Annotated in this window: 12 protein-coding genes; 7 read left to right on the top strand and 5 right to left on the bottom strand. The window is 71.9% G+C overall.

The window, feature by feature from the left end; translation table 11 throughout:
* Nucleotides 1-135 precede the first annotated feature (135 nt).
* The gene (locus ACIPSE_RS44085; protein ID WP_401675148.1) at nucleotides 136-2,256 is read left to right on the top strand and encodes a CDP-glycerol glycerophosphotransferase family protein; all 2,121 of its coding nucleotides are present in this window, start codon (nucleotides 136-138) and stop codon (nucleotides 2,254-2,256) included.
* Between the two features lie 148 nt (nucleotides 2,257-2,404).
* Here ACIPSE_RS44085 and ACIPSE_RS44080 read toward each other — a convergent pair whose 3' ends face one another.
* Complete coding sequence (locus ACIPSE_RS44080; protein ID WP_401675145.1) at nucleotides 2,405-2,818, bottom strand: organic hydroperoxide resistance protein; 414 nt, start codon at nucleotides 2,816-2,818, stop codon at nucleotides 2,405-2,407.
* A 125-nt stretch (nucleotides 2,819-2,943) separates the two neighbouring features.
* Here ACIPSE_RS44080 and ACIPSE_RS44075 point away from each other — a divergent pair, with 125 nt between their 5' ends.
* Complete coding sequence (locus ACIPSE_RS44075) at nucleotides 2,944-3,429, top strand: MarR family winged helix-turn-helix transcriptional regulator (protein ID WP_401675142.1); 486 nt, start codon at nucleotides 2,944-2,946, stop codon at nucleotides 3,427-3,429.
* 62 nt (nucleotides 3,430-3,491) lie between these two features.
* The gene (gene galE / locus ACIPSE_RS44070; RefSeq protein WP_401675139.1) at nucleotides 3,492-4,505 is read left to right on the top strand and encodes a UDP-glucose 4-epimerase GalE; all 1,014 of its coding nucleotides are present in this window, start codon (nucleotides 3,492-3,494) and stop codon (nucleotides 4,503-4,505) included.
* Here the strand turns inward: galE and ACIPSE_RS44065 are convergent.
* On the bottom strand, nucleotides 4,502-6,169 hold the full coding sequence (locus ACIPSE_RS44065; RefSeq protein WP_401675136.1) for an alpha/beta fold hydrolase: 1,668 nt from the start codon (nucleotides 6,167-6,169) through the stop codon (nucleotides 4,502-4,504). The genes galE and ACIPSE_RS44065 overlap by 4 nt on opposite strands.
* 175 nt (nucleotides 6,170-6,344) lie before the next feature.
* Between ACIPSE_RS44065 and ACIPSE_RS44060 the strand changes: the two genes are divergently transcribed.
* Both ACIPSE_RS44060 and ACIPSE_RS44055 read left to right on the top strand, forming a co-directional pair.
* Nucleotides 6,345-7,505, top strand: a complete 1,161-nt coding sequence (locus tag ACIPSE_RS44060; RefSeq protein WP_401675133.1) for a sensor histidine kinase — start codon at nucleotides 6,345-6,347, stop codon at nucleotides 7,503-7,505.
* Nucleotides 7,502-8,224, top strand: coding sequence for a response regulator transcription factor (locus ACIPSE_RS44055; protein WP_401675130.1), 723 nt, complete (start codon nucleotides 7,502-7,504; stop codon nucleotides 8,222-8,224). The genes ACIPSE_RS44060 and ACIPSE_RS44055 overlap by 4 nt, the downstream gene beginning before the upstream one ends.
* On the opposite strand, the gene ACIPSE_RS44050 is transcribed toward ACIPSE_RS44055, so the two are convergent.
* The gene (locus ACIPSE_RS44050) at nucleotides 8,211-8,837 is read right to left on the bottom strand and encodes a TetR/AcrR family transcriptional regulator (RefSeq protein ID WP_401675127.1); all 627 of its coding nucleotides are present in this window, start codon (nucleotides 8,835-8,837) and stop codon (nucleotides 8,211-8,213) included. The two genes, ACIPSE_RS44055 and ACIPSE_RS44050, sit on opposite strands and share 14 nt — an antisense overlap.
* 267 nt (nucleotides 8,838-9,104) lie before the next feature.
* Between ACIPSE_RS44050 and ACIPSE_RS44045 the strand changes: the two genes are divergently transcribed.
* Together ACIPSE_RS44045 and ACIPSE_RS44040 are read left to right on the top strand one after the other, a co-directional pair.
* Entirely contained in the window at nucleotides 9,105-10,031 is a 927-nt protein-coding gene (locus ACIPSE_RS44045) for an ABC transporter permease (protein ID WP_401675124.1), read from the top strand.
* On the top strand, nucleotides 10,024-10,857 hold the full coding sequence (locus ACIPSE_RS44040) for an ABC transporter ATP-binding protein (protein WP_401675121.1): 834 nt from the start codon (nucleotides 10,024-10,026) through the stop codon (nucleotides 10,855-10,857). Before ACIPSE_RS44045 ends, ACIPSE_RS44040 begins: the two co-directional genes overlap by 8 nt.
* Here the strand turns inward: ACIPSE_RS44040 and ACIPSE_RS44035 are convergent.
* Nucleotides 10,854-11,306, bottom strand: coding sequence for a GtrA family protein (locus tag ACIPSE_RS44035; protein WP_401675118.1), 453 nt, complete (start codon nucleotides 11,304-11,306; stop codon nucleotides 10,854-10,856). The genes ACIPSE_RS44040 and ACIPSE_RS44035 overlap by 4 nt on opposite strands.
* A gap of 120 nt (nucleotides 11,307-11,426) precedes the next feature.
* Nucleotides 11,427-16,358, bottom strand: coding sequence for an NAD-glutamate dehydrogenase (locus ACIPSE_RS44030; protein ID WP_401675115.1), 4,932 nt, complete (start codon nucleotides 16,356-16,358; stop codon nucleotides 11,427-11,429).
* Between the last annotated feature and the right edge of the window lie 383 nt (nucleotides 16,359-16,741).

Here is a 16,741-nt window from a genome sequence, read left to right as displayed (position 1 = left end):
TGGTTGGGGGCGGGCCGAATCGGTCCGCCCCCTCGTTCCCGCCGCCGCTGTCCCCCGTATGCAGCAGCGGACGTAACCAAGGGGTCCCCGGGGCCGTTCCCGGGCCGTCCGCCCGCGCCGACCCATGGATGTGCCTTGCCCAGGTTCAGTGTCATCGTGCCCGCGTACCAGGTCCAGGCGTATCTGCCCGAGTGCCTGGAATCGGTGCTGGCCCAGTCGTACGACGATCTCGAGGTGATCGTGGTCGACGACCGCTCACCGGACGCCTGCGGGGAGATCGCCGGTGAGTTCGCGGCCCGCGACGCGCGCGTGACGGCGGTGCGCCTGGCCGAGAACCACGGGCTGAGCGGCGCGCGCAACGCGGGCCTGGAGGCGGCGACCGGCGACTACGTCGTCTTCCTGGACGGCGACGACACGCTCGCCCCCGACGCGCTGCGGGCGATCGCCGACCGGCTGAAGGAGACGGGCGAGCCGGACGTCCTGGCGTACGGGCACGCGGTCGTCGACTGGACGGGCACGGCCGTGCCCGACACCACCGCCCTCCAGCCCACCGAACCCGCGCCGTTCCGGCTGGAGGACCGCCCGGGGCTGCTGCACCTGCCGACCCCGGCCTGGAACAAGGCGTGCCGCAGGGAGTTCGCGTCCCGTTTCGCCTTCGCGCCGGGCCGCCACGCGGACCTCGCGTGGTCGTACCCGGTGCTGCTGTCCGCGCGGACCGTCGCGACCCTGGACCGGGTCTGCGTCCGGCACCGCGTGCGCCGCGGACACCGCTCCCCCGGAAGCGACTTCGACGTCTTCGAGCAGTACGACCGGCTCTTCGCGTTCGTCGGCAGGCGCCGTGAACTCGCCGCGTGGCGGCCCGTGTTGTACCGGCGGATGCTCGACCATCTGGCGGAGCTGCTCGCCGTGCAGCGTCCGCGCGCGGAGTTCCTGCGCCGGGCCCGCGCCCACCACCGCGGTCACCGCACGCCGGGCCGCCACCCGTTCCGGCTCGGCCACACGCTGATCGGCCTCGGCATGCACCGCGCCTACGCGGCACGGGAGTCGGCGGGACACCTCGGCCGGCGCACGCGCGCTCTGGCGGCCCGTCTGGCCGGGGCTCTGCGCGGTGCCGCGCTCCGCCTGCACCACCGTGTCCAGCGGTTCCTCCCCCTCCAGGAGGACCGCGCGGTGTTCACCACCCTCCACGGCAACCCGGGTGCGCTGGAGGCCGCGTTCCGCGCCCATGCCCCGCAGGTGCGCACGTCCCGGCTGGCCCCGCCCGGTACGGCGGCCCGCTCGACGGCGCTGGCCCGCGCCAAGTACCTGGTCACGGACGGCCGGTTGGACCACGCCCCGGCCAAGCGCCCCGGCCAGATCCACGTCCAGACCCAGCAGGGCACGCCGCTGGGGCACATGGGCCTGGATCTCCAGGAACGCCCGGCCGCGGCACGGGACTTGGACTTCGCGGCGCTCCTCGCCGACGTCGACCGGTGGGACTACGTCCTGTCCCCCAACCGGCACACCACCCTGACCTGGGAGCGCGTCTACCCGGGCGGCTACACGACCCTGCCGTACGGCAATCCCCGCAACGACGTGTTCCAGCGGGCCACTTCGCAGGACGTACGGCGGCTGCGCGAGTCGCTCGGCGTGCCCGAGGGCACCGTGGCGATCCTCTACGCCCCGGCGCACCGCGACTACCGCCGCACCCAGCTCCCGCCGCTCGACCTGGACCGGGTCCTGCGCCGGCTGGGCCCGCGGTTCGTGATCCTGGCGCGGACCCCGTACCCGGCCACGCACCGGGTCGTCGACGTCAGCGGGCATCCGAGCGTGGAGGAGCTCTGCCTCGCCTCGGACGCGCTGCTCACCGACTACGCGTCCCTGATGTTCGACTACGCGGGCCTGGACCGGCCGATCGTCGTCCACACGGAGGACTGGGAGGCGTACGACGCCTCCCGCGGCACCTACTTCGACCTGCGCGCCTTCCCGCCGGGGGCGGTCGCCCGCGGCGAGGACGAGCTGGTCGACATCTTCACCACCGGCCACTGGCGCGGCTCCCGCTCCACCCAGCTGCGCGCCGCGTTCCGCGAGCGGTTCTGCCCCTACGACGACGGCCGCGCCGCCGAGCGGGTGGTGCGGCGGGTGGTGCTGGGCGAGAGCGCTCCGGCGCCGGTCGTGCCGGTGGAGGAACGGACGCCGGTACCGTCGGCGGCCGAGGGCCCGGCGGCGAGCGTGCCGCGGCCCGCGTCGCCCCTGACCGTCATCGAGCAGCTCTGACCCGGGAGTTCCCATGCCGTCCAGCCCGTCACGGCCCACCCCGACCCGGCCGACGACCTGGCGCCCGACGGGGCGTCCGGGCCGGCTGAGGAGTCGGGCCGCTCGCCCGGTGACTCCTCCGATCACTCCTCCGATGACTCCCCGATGACTACTCGATGACGAGCTCGACGGGGATGTTGCCGCGGGTGGCGTTGGAGTAGGGGCACACCTGGTGGGCGGTCTCGACGAGCTTGCGGCCGGTGGCCTCGTCGAGGCTGTCGGGCAGCTCGACGCGGAGGGTGACGGCGAGACCGAAGCCCTCGCCCTGCTGGTGCAGACCGACCTCGGCGGTCACCGCGGCGTCGCTGACGTCGACCTTGGCCTGGCGGCCGACGAGGCCGAGGGCGCTGCCGAAGCAGGCGGCGTACCCGGCGGCGAAGAGCTGCTCGGGGTTGGTGCCCTGACCGTTGCCGCCCATCTCGACGGGGAAGCCCAGCTGGAGGTCGATCTTGCCGTCGTTGGAGACGGCACGGCCCTCACGGCCGTGAGTGGCGGTGGCGACAGCGGTGTAGAGCGCGTCCATGGAGATCCATCCCTCTCGTGAGTCCTGCGTTGCGGCGGTCCTTCCCGGGCCGCCTCACGACCACAAGTAGAGCACACAATTAAATTGTGCACAACTAAATGGTGGGCAAGAGCTACCCTGGAGCCATGAACACGCCTCCGACCGCCGCCGAGGCCGCCCCCGACGCCACCGCCGACTGGCTCCGCCTCGACCAGCAGATCTGCTTCTCCCTGAACGCCGCCTCCCGCGCCTTCGGCGGTGTCTACCGCGTGATCCTCAAGGACCTCGGCCTCACCTACCCGCAGTACCTGGTGATGCTGGTGCTGTGGGAGAACGGCGACCTGCCCGTCAAGCAGCTCGGCGCCCATCTGCGCCTGGACTCCGGCACGCTCTCCCCGCTGCTCAAGCGCCTGGAGGCGGCCGGACTCGTCCGCCGTGAGCGCAGCGCCCGGGACGAGCGGTCCGTGGACGTCCGGCTCACCGACGAGGGCGCCGCCCTGCGCGAGCGGGCCCTCCAGGTCCCGCGCCGGATCGTCTCGGCGACCGGGTTCGAGGTGGACGAGATCCGCGCGCTGCGCGAACGCCTCGACCAGCTGACGGCCGCCCTCGACGACGCCGCGGCACACGCCTGACGCACGGGCACGGCAGACTTCACCCGGTGAGGACCGGGAACCGACGGAGGGGGACGGCCCACATGACCTGGCTGATCACCGGCGGCGCCGGCTACATCGGGGCGCACGTCGTACGGGCGATGACCGGGGCGGGCGAACGGGCGGTGGTCTACGACGACCTGTCCTCGGGCGTCGCCGCCCGGCTGCCAAAGGGCGTACCGCTGGTGGTGGGCTCCACCCTGGACGCGGACCGGCTGGCCTCGGCGCTCGCGGAGCACGGGATCACCGGGGTCGTGCACCTGGCCGCCAAGAAGCAGGTCGGCGAGTCGGTGGAGCGTCCGCTGCACTACTACCGGGAGAACATCGAGGGCCTGCGCATCCTGCTGGAACGGGCGACCGCGGCGGGCGTGGGCTCCTTCGTGCTCTCCTCCTCGGCGGCCGTCTACGGCATGCCGGACGTCGACCTGGTGACGGAGGAGACGCCCTGCGTCCCCCTGTCCCCCTACGGCGAGACGAAGCTCGCGGGTGAGTGGCTGGTGCGGGCGACGGGCCGGGCGACCGGCCTGTCCACCGCCTGTCTGCGCTACTTCAACGTGGCGGGCGCGGCGAGCCCGGAGCTGGCGGACACGGGCGTCCACAACCTGATCCCCATGGTCTTCGAGAAGCTCACCGAGCACGCCGCGCCGCGCATCTTCGGCGACGACTACGCGACCCCGGACGGCACCTGCGTCCGCGACTACATCCACGTCACCGACCTGGCCGAGGCCCATGTGGCGGCGGCCCGCGCCCTGCGCTCCTCCCCCGGCCGGTCGCTCACCCTCAACATCGGCACCGGCACCGGCGTCTCCGTCCGCGAGATGATCGACCGCGTCAACGCCGTCACCGGCCACGACCTCCCCCCGGTCGTCGGCCCGCGCCGCCCCGGCGACCCGGCCCGCGTGGTCGCCTCCGCGGACCGGATCACCGCCGAACTGGGCTGGAAGGCCCGGCACGACGTCCAGGACATGATCGCCTCGGCCTGGCAGGGCTGGCTCCGCCTGCACCCCTGGGCGGCCCGGGACCACGGCCCGGAGAGGAACGCCCAGGACACGCGCTAGGTCCAGGCGAGTTCCGCCGCGCGGGACGTCCCCGCCGGACGGGTCTCCCGGCCGGTGAGCGCGGGCGTCGGCAGGGCCGCGTCCGAGTCGGGCTGGAGACCGGCGCAGGAGCCGCCGTCGGGGGCGCCGGTGGCGAAGTAGGCGGCGAGGTGCGCGGCGCACTCCGGCACGAAGGGCAGCGAGCCGTGCATGTAGTCGCCGACGGTGAACACGGTGCCGCCGATGGTCCGCCGCATGTCGCCCACCCACGGGTACGGCGTCGAGGACTCGTAGCGGTGGCCCGACATCTGGAGCGAGCCGTCACCGTGCCGCAGGACGGAGGTGCGGACCGGGAGCGCCCAGCCCGCGCAGGTGGGGCGCAGCGCGGTGAGGTCGCCGGTGACGGGGTTGGCGCGGAGGTTGTCCTGGTACTCGCGCCACAGCGGCTCGAACTCATGCGAGCTGGTGTCCTCGTTGCACAGGTACGCCAGCCCCGCCGTGGAGTTGTTCCGCTCCGGGGTGCCCGCGGGCGGCTCCGGCTCCTGGGACGGTTCGCCGATGACCGCCTTGACCGCCTCGGGCGCGGGACCGCCGTTCACCGCGGTGGTCAGGGCGCGCAGGATCGCTCCGGCGTCCTCCCACATGAGGTTGGGCGCGGCGGCGAGGAACGACACGAAACTCCCGTCGAGCGGGAGGGGCACGTCCGAGAAGCGCCAGGCCTCCGCGTCGGCGGCCTCCCGCAGCGCGGTCACCCCGGCCCGCACCTCCGCCTCGGTGTCGCCGAGCCCGTACGTGCCGTCGTGCGCGGCGAGCCACCGCGCGAACGGCGCGAACCCGGCCTCGGTGGCCCGCGCGGAACCGTCGAACCGGTACGCGAGGTCGTACGCGCGCGGCGAGACGACGCTGTCGAGCCACATCCGCCCGACCGCGGCGGGGAACATCGACCGGTACACCGCGCCCAGCTGGGTGCCCCAGGAGACGCCGAAGTAGTTCATCCGCCGCTCACCGAGCGCCCCGCGGATCCGGTCCAGGTCGCGGGCCGCGTTGGCGGTGGTGAGCTGGGTCAGGAAGGCGGGGTCGGAGGCGGAGCAGGCCGCGTTCCGCTCGGCCTGCGCGTCGTAGAACCGCTTCAGGCCGCTCTCGGTCCACCGGCCGACCGGGGGTTCGACCCCGGAGCCGCCGTCGCCCTCGGGGCAGTCGTAGGAGGTGCTGTAGCCGACGCCGCGCGGGTCGAAGCCGATCAGGTCGTAGCGCTCGTTGAGTGCCGCGGCGGACGGGCTGCGGAGCGACAGCTCGATCGGCATGAGGTAGCCGCTGCCGCCGGGTCCGCCCGGGTTCATCGACAGGGCGCCGAGGCGGTGCCCGCTGTCCTTGGCCCTGAGGCGGGTCAGCGCGACGGTGATGTGCCGGCCCCCGGGCCTGGCGTAGTCGAGCGGCACGCTGATGGTGCCGCACTCGGTGCGTCCCCACATCTCCCGGAACCCGGGGCGGTCCTCGTCCGGGATGCCCAGCGCGTCGAGGACGTCGTCGGAGTAGACGGGGCACTCCTTCCAGCGCACCTTCGCGGCGGACGACGTGGGCGCCGCCGTCTCCCGGGCCGCCGCGACCGGCGCCAGACACAGACCCGTCACCCCCAGGGCGAGCACCGCCGCGGTCAGCGAACGAGCCCGTAAGCGGTTGATCATGACCCCTCCTCGTGCACCCGGCGGGTGCGTCGACGTCCTTGCCGCCGTCCTTGCTACGCGCCCGGCGGCAACAGCGCGGATACGGCCGTTGTTGCCGCGCTGTTGCCGCCCGGGGCCGATACTCGGGTTCCGGGTGCCGGGTCCGGCGGGGCCCGGCAGGGGGGAGTCGGTCGAGATGTCCTTGTGGTGGCGCCCGCGTTCCATCCGCACCCGGCTGACACTGCTGTACGCGGTGCTCTTCCTGGCCTCCGGGATCGTGCTGCTGACGCTGGTCGCGCTGCTGGTGTTCCGGTCGCCGGTGCTGGTGACGTTCGAGCCGACCGCGCCGGACCCGCCGCTGCCGGGCATGGACGGCGTGCCCGCCCCGCCCGGGGGTGTCGCCTCGGTGGCGCCCACCTGGGACACCGTGCGGGCGCTGCTCGCGCAGTCGGCGATCGGGCTCGCGGTGATGGCGGCGGTGTCGACGGGGCTGGGCTGGCTCGTCGCCGGACGGGCACTGCGCCCGCTGCGCACGATGGCCGCGAAGACCCGCCGGATCTCCGAGCACAACCTGTACGAACGCCTCGCGCCGGCCGGGCCGGGCGACGAGCGCGACCCCGGCCGGTGGGACGAGGCGGGCGAACTCGCGGAGACCATCGACGCGTTGCTGGCCCGGCTGGAGTCGGCGTTCGAGGCGCAGCGCCGGTTCGTCGCGAACGCCTCGCACGAACTGCGCACCCCGCTCGCGATGATCCGCACCTCGGTGGACGTGGCCGTCGCCAAGCCCGGGCCGGTGCCGAAGGAGGTCACCGCCCTCGCCGCCAAGCTGCACGAAGGGCTCGGCACCGCCGACCGGCTCCTGGAGGGGCTGCTGACCCTGGCCCGCGCGCAGGACCCCGGGCGGGCGGGCATCACCTCGGTGAGCCTCGCCGAGCTGACCGCGTCCGCGCTCGGGGCACGCGCCGGGGCGATCGCCGAACGGGGGCTGACCGTCGAGCACCGCGCCCCCGCGGAGCCGGTGGCCCTGCACGGCAACGCGACCCTGCTGGGCAGCCTCGTCGACAACCTCGTGGACAACGCGATCCGGCACAACGAACCCGGCGGCTGGCTGCGGATCGCGGGCGGCGCCGACCGCGGCCGGGTGCTGCTCACCGTGGAGAACGGCGGGCCCGTCCTGGACCGGTACGCCGTCGCCGTGCTCGGCCGGCCCTTCCAGCGCCTGGGCCCCGACCGCACCTCGCGCGAGGGCAGCGGCCTCGGCCTCTCCATCGTCGCGGCGGTCGCGGCGGCCCACGGCGGCCGTCTCGTCCTGTCCGCGCGAGCCGAGGGCGGGCTGACGGCGCAGGTGGTGCTGTGAGGGTGCTGGTCGTGGAGGACGTGCGGCGGCTCGCCGACGACATCGCCGAAGGGCTGCGCGACCAGGCGATGGCCGTGGACGTCGCCTACGACGGGCTCAGCGCCGCCGAGAAGGCCGCGGTGACCGACTACGACGTCGTCGTCCTCGACCGTGACCTGCCCGGTCTGCACGGCGACGTGCTGTGCCGCCAGATCACCGGGGCGCCCGACCCGGCGATGGTCATCATGCTGACCGCGGCGGGCTCCCCCGGCGACCGCGTGGAGGGGCTGCGGCTGGGGGCCGACGACTACCTCGCCAAGCCGTTCCACTTCTCCGAACTGGTCCTGCGCATCCGCTCGCTGGCCCGCCGCCGCCCCGCGAGCAGGCCCCGGGTGCTCAGCCGCGCGGGCATCGAGGCCGACCCGGTGATGCGGACCGTCACCCGGCTCGGGCGGCCCCTGAACCTGTCGCCGAAGGAGTTCGAGGTGCTGGTGGAGCTGCTGGCCGCGGCCCCCGCGCCGCTGAGCGCCGAGCAGTTGCTGGAGAAGGTGTGGGACGAGAACACCGACCCGTTCACCAAGACGGTCACCGTCACCATGGGCCGGCTGCGCCGCAAGCTGGGCCCGCCGGACGTGATCAGCACGGTCGCGGGGGCGGGCTACCGGATCGCCGGTGAGACCGGAGGGACGGACACCGAGGGAGCCGGGGGCTTCGAGGGCTCCGAGGTCACAGGGCCTTGAGCGCCGCCGCCGTGCCCCGGGCGAGCGCGTCCAGATAGCCCTTCGGCAGCTTCGGGCTGCGGATGATCACCGAACGCCAGTACAGGGGCCCGGAGATCAGGTCGAGGGCCAGTTCGTCGTCGAGACCGGGCCGGACCTCGCCGCGCTGCTCCGCCGCCACCACGATCTTGCTGGCGACGCCCTCCTGCCCGTCCCGCAGGGCCTTCTGCACGGCCTCCGCGATCTCCGGGTTGCGGGCCGCCTCGGCCTGGAGGTCGGGCAGGATCTGCGAGGCGATGGGGTGCCGCAGCGCCCGGGACGTCACCTCGTACAGCAGCCGCAGGTCGCTCTCCAGCGCGCCCGTGTCCGGCGCGGGCAGCCCCTGGACCGCCAGCGCCGAGACGACGTCCAGGACCAGGTGCAGCTTCGAACGCCACCGCCGGTACACCGCCGTCTTGCCGACCCCCGCCCGGCGCGCGATGCCCTCGATCGACATGCGCGCGTACCCGACGGCCGCGAGTTCCTCGAAGACGGCCGCGCGGATGGCTTCCGTCACGTCCTCGCGGAGCACGGCCGCTCCGGCCGGGGCACGGCGGCGCGGACGCGTCTGAGGCTCGTCGGCGTTCGTCGTCATGCGGCCAGCATAGGGCGTTACGACGATACGGTCCCGTCCCCACGCAGAACGGGAGGACGGAACGGTCCCGTCCTCACGAGAACGCGACGACGAAACGGTTGCGTTCCGACGCCGACTCGTCCTACGCTCACGTTGCGACGATACGGTCCCGTCCCGACGTAAGAGAACGTGAAGAGAAGCGTAAGGAAACGCCGGGTTACACGGGACCGTGCGACCCAGCCCCACCGCGGGCGCACCACCCCCACCCCCCGAACGAAAGCAGCGGATGTGAGCCAGGTCCTCCACACACCGCCCCCGACGACGGCACCCTCCGGGTCCGCCGAAGGCGACCTCGCGGCTCTCGCCGCACGGCACGGTCTCGCGGTCAGCGGTGCGCGACCCTCGCTGCGCGAGTACATCAGCCAGTTGTGGGCCCGGCGCCACTTCATCACCGCGTTCTCGACGGCCAAGCTCACCGCGCAGTACAGCCAGGCCAAGCTCGGCCAGCTCTGGCAGGTGATGAACCCGCTGCTCAACGCGGCGGTGTACTTCTTCATCTTCGGTGTGCTGCTCGGCACCAAGAAGGGCGTGCCGGACTACATCCCGTTCCTGGTGACGGGCGTGTTCATCTGGACGTTCACCCAGAGCTCGATCCTGGCGGGCACCCGCGCCATCTCCGGCAACCTGGGCCTGGTCCGCGCCCTGCACTTCCCGCGCGCGGCACTGCCGATCTCGTTCTGCCTCCAGCAGCTCCAGCAGCTGCTGTTCTCGATGGCCGCGCTGGTCGTCATCCTGCTCTGCTTCGGCGTTCCGGTGGCGGCGTCCTGGCTGCTGGCCCTGCCCGTGCTGGTGCTCCAGTTCGTCTTCAACGCCGGCGTCTCGATGATCATGGCCCGGCTCGGCGCGAAGACCCCCGACATCGCCCAGCTCATGCCGTTCGTGCTGCGCACCTGGATGTACGTGTCCGGCGTGATGTGGAGCATCGACAACCTGCTGAGCAAGCACAACGACCTGCCGTCCTGGGTCGGCCCGGTCCTCCAGGCCAACCCGGCCGCCGTCTACATCGACCTGATGCGCTTCGCCCTGATCGACAGCTTCCACGCGAGCCAGCTGCCGCCCCACGTCTGGGCGATCGCGGCGGGCTGGGCGCTGCTCGCCGGGATCGGCGGCTTCATCTACTTCTGGAAGGCTGAGGAGACGTACGGCCGTGGCTGACATCGTGAACGAGCAGATCCCCACCGTCGTCGCCGACCGCGTCGACATCGTCTACCGCGTCAACGGCACCGGCGCGGGCAAGGGCTCCGCGACCGCCGCCCTCAACCGCATCATGCGCCGCGAGAAGACCGAGAAGGCGGCGGGCGTGCGCAAGGTGCACGCGGTCAAGCAGGTGTCGTTCGTCGCCTACCGGGGCGAGGCGATCGGCCTCATCGGCACCAACGGCTCCGGCAAGTCCACCCTGCTCAAGGCCGTCGCGGGTCTGCTCCCCGTGGAGAACGGCGCCATCTACACCGACGGCCAGCCCTCCCTCCTCGGCGTCAACGCCGCCCTGATGGGCGACCTGACCGGCGAGCGCAACGTCTTCCTCGGCGGGCTCGCGATGGGCATGTCCCGGGAGCAGATCAAGGAGCGCTACCAGGAGATCGTCGACTTCTCCGGCATCAACGAGAAGGGCGACTTCATCACCCTGCCCATGCGCACCTACTCCTCCGGCATGGGCGCCCGGCTCCGCTTCTCCATCGCCGCCGCCAAGGACCACGACGTCCTCCTCATCGACGAGGCCCTCGCCACCGGCGACCGCTCCTTCCAGCGGCGCTCCGAGGCCCGTATCCGCGAACTGCGGCAGCACGCGGGCACGGTGTTCCTGGTCAGCCACAACAACAAGTCCATCCGCGACACCTGCGAGCGGGTGCTGTGGCTGGAGCGCGGCGAACTGCGCATGGACGGGCCCACCGAGGACGTCATGAAGGAGTACGAGGCGTTCACCGGCGACACCAAGCCCAAGGCGAAGCCGAAGCCGAAGCCCAAGGCGGCGGCCGTCTAGAGCTTCTCGTGCGGGAAGACCCAGGTGCGGTAGACGAGGAACCGGAAAGCGGACGCCAGCACGATCGAGGTGGCCTTCACCGCATTGGACTCCAGCGGGCCGTGCAGCCCCAGGCCGTGGTATCCGACGTAGAACAGTCCGCTCTCCATCGCCACACCGATTCCGCTGAACACGAAGAACAGCACGACCTGCCGGCCGGTGCGGGCCTCCCGCCCGCGGTAGGCGAAGAAGCGGAAACCGAGGTAGTTCGTGCTCATGGCGACCGTGCTGGCCAGCACGGTCGCCACCATGGCGCGCCGGCCGAGCCCGTGCAGCAGCACGTTGAACACGGCGAGATTCACCACGAACCCGCTCGCGCCGACGACCCCGAAGTTCAGCACTTCGCGGACGATCCGCCGCAGCGGGTTCAGGGGAGCGGCCACGCGCTCCCCGGAGAGGTTCACAGTCACGGCACAAGGGTTAGCGGGGAAAAGTAAGCACGTTCCGCGCCTTTGCCCAATGCAAGCCAAGAAAAGGGGCGCCCCGGGCTCGTGAGAGCCCGGGGCGCCCCGTCGTCGCCGGAAGAGCGGCTACGAGTGCGTGCGCAGCAGGGTGCGCATCGTGCGCATCGCGACCGAGAGGTTGGCGAGGTCGAAGGCGTCGGAGCCCTGGATCTCCTCCAGTGTGGTGCGGGCGCGGCCCAGGATCGCGGCGTTCTTCTCCTCCCAGGCCTCGAAGCGCTGCTCCGGGGTGGAGGTGCCGTTCCCGACGGCCAGCACGTCGGCCGTGAGGGCGGCGTGCGCGGCATACAGGTCCTCGCGGATGGAGGCGCGGGCCATGGACTGCCAGCGGTCCGCGCGGGGCAGCTCGATGATGCGGTCCATGAGCTGGGTGATGTGGAGCCGGTCGGCGAGGTCGTAGTACACCTCGGCGACGTCCAGCGGCTCCTTGCCCATGCGGTCGGCCACCGAGACGATGTCGAGCGCCGGGAAGGCGGAGGAGAACCCGGCCACGCGCGTGGCGAGTTCGTCCGGGACACCGGCGCCGGTCAGCTCGTCGTGGATCTGCTGCCACCACTCCAGGTCCGCGCCGCGCAGCAGCTTGGTCAGCTGCGACCAGACCTGCTCGACGCGCTCGGCGAAGAAGTCGACGGTCTCGGCGAGCTGGAGCGGCTGCGGCCGGTTGTTGAGCAGCCAGCGCGTGCCGCGCTCGACGAGCCGGCGCGAGTGCAGCCGGATCCGGGTCTGGACGTCGGCCTGGACCTGGTTGTCGAGGGCCTCCACCGCGTCCCACACGGCGGCCGAGCGGAAGATCGCGCGGGCCGCGGTCTGCGCCCGGACGATCTCCTCCAGGGACGCCCCGGTCTCCTCGCGCAGCCGGTGCAGATACGTCGTACCGCCGGTGTTGACCGTGTCGTTGACCAGGACCGTGGTGATGATCTCGCGGGCCAGCGGGTGGCTGTGCATCTGCTCGGGGAACTTCTCGCGCAGCGCGGTCGGGAAGTACGCGTCGAGCAGGGTGCGCAGGTAGGGGTCGTCCGGGAGCGTGGTGAGCAGCAGCTCGTCGGAGACCGTGATCTTCGTGTAGGCCAGCAGGACGGCCGTCTCGGGGCTGGTCAGGCCCTGACCGTTGGTGAGGCGTTCGCGGACCTGGCGGTCGGTGGGCAGGAACTCCAGCGCCCGGTCGAGGTGCCCCTCGCGGACCAGGTGACGCATGAAGCGCTGCTGGGCGTGGAGCATGTCCTTGGACTGGGCGAGCGCGTTGGCGAGCGCCGTGTTCTGCGCGTAGTTGTTGCGCAGGACCAGGTGGCCGACCTCGTCGGTCATCTCGGCGAGGAGCTTGTTGCGCTGCTTGACGGTCATGTCGCCGTCGGTGACCAGGCCGTTGAGCAGGATCTTGATGTTCACCTCGTGGTCGGAGGTGTCCACGCCCGCGCTGTTGTCGATGGCATCGGTGTTGATCTTGCCGCCCTGGCGGGCGAACTCGATCCGGCCGAGCTGGGTGAGCCCGAGGTTGCCGCCCTCGCCGACGACCTTGACGCGCAGGTCGGCGCCGTCGACGCGGATCGGGTCGTTGGCCTTGTCGCCGACGTCGGCGTTGGACTCGGCGCTCGACTTGACGTACGTGCCGATGCCGCCGTTCCACAGCAGGTCGACCGGCGACTTCAGGATCGCCTTCATCAGGTCGGACGGCGTCATCTTGGAGACCTTCTCCTCGATGCCGAGGGCCTCACGGATGTGCGCGTTGACCGGGATCGCCTTGGCGCTGCGCGGGAAGACCCCGCCGCCGGCCGAGATCAGAGCGGTGTCGTAGTCGCCCCAGGAGCTGCGGGGCAGGTCGAACAGGCGGCGGCGCTCGGCGTAGCCGGTGGCCGCGTCCGGGTTCGGGTCGATGAAGATGTGCCGGTGGTCGAAGGCGGCGACCAGGCGGATGTGCTCGGAGAGCAGCATGCCGTTGCCGAACACGTCACCGGACATGTCGCCGATGCCGACGACCGTGAAGTCCTCGCTCTGCGTGTCCACGTCGAGCTCACGGAAGTGCCGCTTGACGGACTCCCAGGCGCCGCGCGCGGTGATGCCCATGCCCTTGTGGTCGTAGCCCGCGGAGCCACCGGAGGCGAAGGCGTCGCCGAGCCAGAAGTTGTAGTTCTCCGCGACCCCGTTGGCGATGTCGGAGAAGGTCGCGGTGCCCTTGTCGGCGGCGACGACGAGGTAGGTGTCGTCCTCGTCGTGGCGGACGACGTCCGCCGGGGGCACGACCTCGCCGGCCACCATGTTGTCGGTGATGTCGAGCAGCGCGGAGATGAACGTCTTGTAGCTGGCGATGCCCTCCGCGAGCCACGCGTCCCGGTCCACGCCCGGGTCGGGCAGCTGCTTGGCGACGAAGCCGCCCTTGGCGCCGACGGGCACGATGACGGTGTTCTTCACCATCTGCGCCTTGACCAGGCCGAGGATCTCGGTGCGGAAGTCCTCACGCCGGTCGGACCAGCGCAGACCGCCTCGGGCGACCTTGCCGAAGCGCAGGTGCACGCCCTCCACGCGCGGCGAGTACACCCAGATCTCGAACGCCGGGCGGGGCGCCGGGAGGTCGGGGATGGCCTGCGGGTCGAACTTCATGGAGACGTAGTCGTGCGGCTTGCCGCCCTGCGCCTCCTGGAAGAAGTTGGTGCGCAGGGTCGCCTTGATGACGGTCAGGAAGGACCGCAGGATGCGGTCCTCGTCGAGGCTCGCCACCTGGTCGAGCGCGGCGTCGACCTCTTCGAGCAGGGCGTCCACGATCTCGTGCCCGGCGCGCTGGCGGTCCGGCGACATCCGCGCCTCGAACAGCGAGACGAGCAGCCGGGTGGTGTGGACGTTGTTGCGGAGGGTGTCCTCCATGTAGTCCTGCGAGAACGTCGAGCCCGCCTGGCGCAGGTACTTGGCGTAGGCGCGCAGCACCATCGCCTGACGCCAGTGCAGCCCGGCGCTGAGGACGAGGGCGTTGAAGCCGTCGTTCTCCGCCTTGCCGGTCCAGGTCGCGGCGAACGCCTCCTGGAACCGCTGGCGGCCGTCGTCGCCGAGGTAGTCGCCCGCGCCGTTCTGCGACCGGGGCATGCGCAGCCCGAAGTCGTAGATCCACGCGGTCGTCCGGTCCGAGCAGCGCAGTTCGTAGGGCCGCTCGTCGGTGACCTCGACGCCGAGGCGGCTGAGGACCGGGAGCACGGCCGACAGGGAGACCGCCTCGCCCTTGCGGTAGATCTTGAAGCGGCGTTCCTCGGGGGCCGAGCCGACCGGCTCGTACAGGCTCAGGGCGAAGGTGTTCTCCTCGCTGAGCTGTTCGAGGTGGCACAGGTCGGCGACCGCCGAGCGCGAGGTGTGGTCGGCCTTGTAGCCCTCGGGGAAGGCGCCGCCGTAGCGGCGCAGCAGTTCGGCGGCGCGCTCCTCGCCCAGCTCGCCGGTGAGCGCCTCGGCGAACCCGTCGGCCCAGGAGCGGGCGGCCTCGACGAGACGGGCCTCGATGCGCTCCTTGTCGCTGTCGCTGAGCTCGGGGAGCTCGGTGCCCTGCGGGACGCGGACGACGAAGTGCAGCCTGGACAGGATCGACTCGGTGTTCCAGGCCGTGAAGTCGACGCTGTTGCCGCCGAGTTCCTCCTTGAGGATGTCGATGATCCGCAGCCGTACGCCGGTGGTGTACCGGTCGCGCGGGAGGTAGACGAGGGCGGAGTAGTAGCGCCCGTACTCGTCCTGGCGCAGGTACAGGCGCAGCCGCCGGCGTTCCTGGAGGTAGAGGACGGAGGTGACGATGGCCTGGAGCTCGTCGACCGGGGTCTGGAAGAGCTCGTCGCGCGGGTAGGTCTCCAGGATCTGGAGCAGGTCGCGCCCGTCGTGGCTGTTGGGCGAGAACCCTGCCTTCTGGAGGACCTCGTCGACCTTGCGGCGGATGACCGGAACCCGGCGCACGGACTCGGTGTAGGCGGCCGAGGAGAACAGCCCGAGGAAGCGCCGCTCGCCCACGACATTGCCGTCGGCGTCGAACTTCTTCACGCCGATGTAGTCCAGGTAGGACGGCCGGTGGACGGTCGCACGGCTGTTGGCCTTGGTCAGCACCAGGAGCTTGTGCTCGCGTGCCTTGGCGCGGGCGTCGGCGGGCAGCCGCTCGAAGGAGGGGCTGACGGGGTGGCTCTCGTCCTCCGCGTGCTGCGGGTCGGAGCGCAGGATGCCGAGACCGGTGCCGGCGACGGCGGCCAGCGAGTCGTCCTCGCGCAGCTCGTACTCGCGGTAGCCGAGGAAGGTGAAGTGGTCGGCGGCCAGCCAGCGCAGCAGCTCGCGGGCCTCGTCGACCTCCTGCTCGCGCAGGTCGGACGCGGTGGGCTCGGCGGGCAGGTCGTCGGCGATGCGCAGCGCCGCGTCGCGCATCTTCTCCCAGTCCTCGACGGTCTCGCGGACGTCGGACAGGACCCGCAGCAGATCCGTGGTGATCTGCTTCAGATCGGCCCGGTCGGTCTCGCGGTCGATCTCGACGTGGATCCAGGACTCGGTGTACGCGTCGTGCGGCAGCTCTCCGCCGGGGCGCTTGGGGAGCACCTCGACGAGCCGGCCGGTGAGGTCGCGGCGGACCACGACCTGCGGGTGGATCACGACGTGGATGCCGCGCCCCTGCCGGGTCAGCTCGTTGGTCACGGAGTCGACGAGGAAGGGCATGTCGTCGGTGACGACCTCGACGATCGAGTGGGTGCACGCCCACCCGTTCTCCTCCACGGTCGGCGTCAGCACCCGTACGTTGGCGGTGCCCTGTGGCCGGTTCTCGGCCAGCCGGTAGTGCGAGAAAGCGGCTCCGAAGACGTCGACCGGGTCGCGACCGCTCAGGTCCTCCGGGGCGGTGTGCAGGTAGTAGCGCTGGAGGAACGCGAGCACGGACTCCCGGTCGGGGGTGCCCTCATCCGTCGTCCCGGTCGGTAGATGCCCCCCGACCGGGCTGTTCTCAGCTACCCGAGCGGCCCTCTCCAGCAGCTCGGCCTTGGCTTCGTCCAGCTTGGTCTGCATTGTCCTCTGGCTCCTGTCGCGCGCCGTTGCGTGACGTTGAAGGAAAGTACGGTCTCTTCCCTTGCGGCTCGCCGCCACGGCCCGGGTTCTCCGGTCTGCTCCGACGCTATGCCGCAAGGTGAGATGGGCGGGGCGATATCAGCCAATGTCGACGCCGCCGAGCGGTGTGACGCTGCTCTCTGCGCTGCCGTGGTTCCGAGGATGCGCGGCGCCCTGGAGGCACCCGCACCTCCGTCCCGCCCACGCGGACCAGCGAACGCCGCCCGGTCACGGATGTGGTCCGTGGTCGCCGGGCGCAGGGCAGGGGCATCGGTGCCCCCGCGAGCTATCGCGCTGATCACGCCACCAAGGCTATCGCTCCTTACAGGGGCCCCGTCACGAGC

The sequence above is a fragment of the Streptomyces sp. NPDC090106 genome (assembly GCF_044747265.1).
Lineage (GTDB): Bacteria > Actinomycetota > Actinomycetes > Streptomycetales > Streptomycetaceae > Streptomyces.
This window is presented reverse-complemented; position numbering and strand designations above follow the sequence as displayed.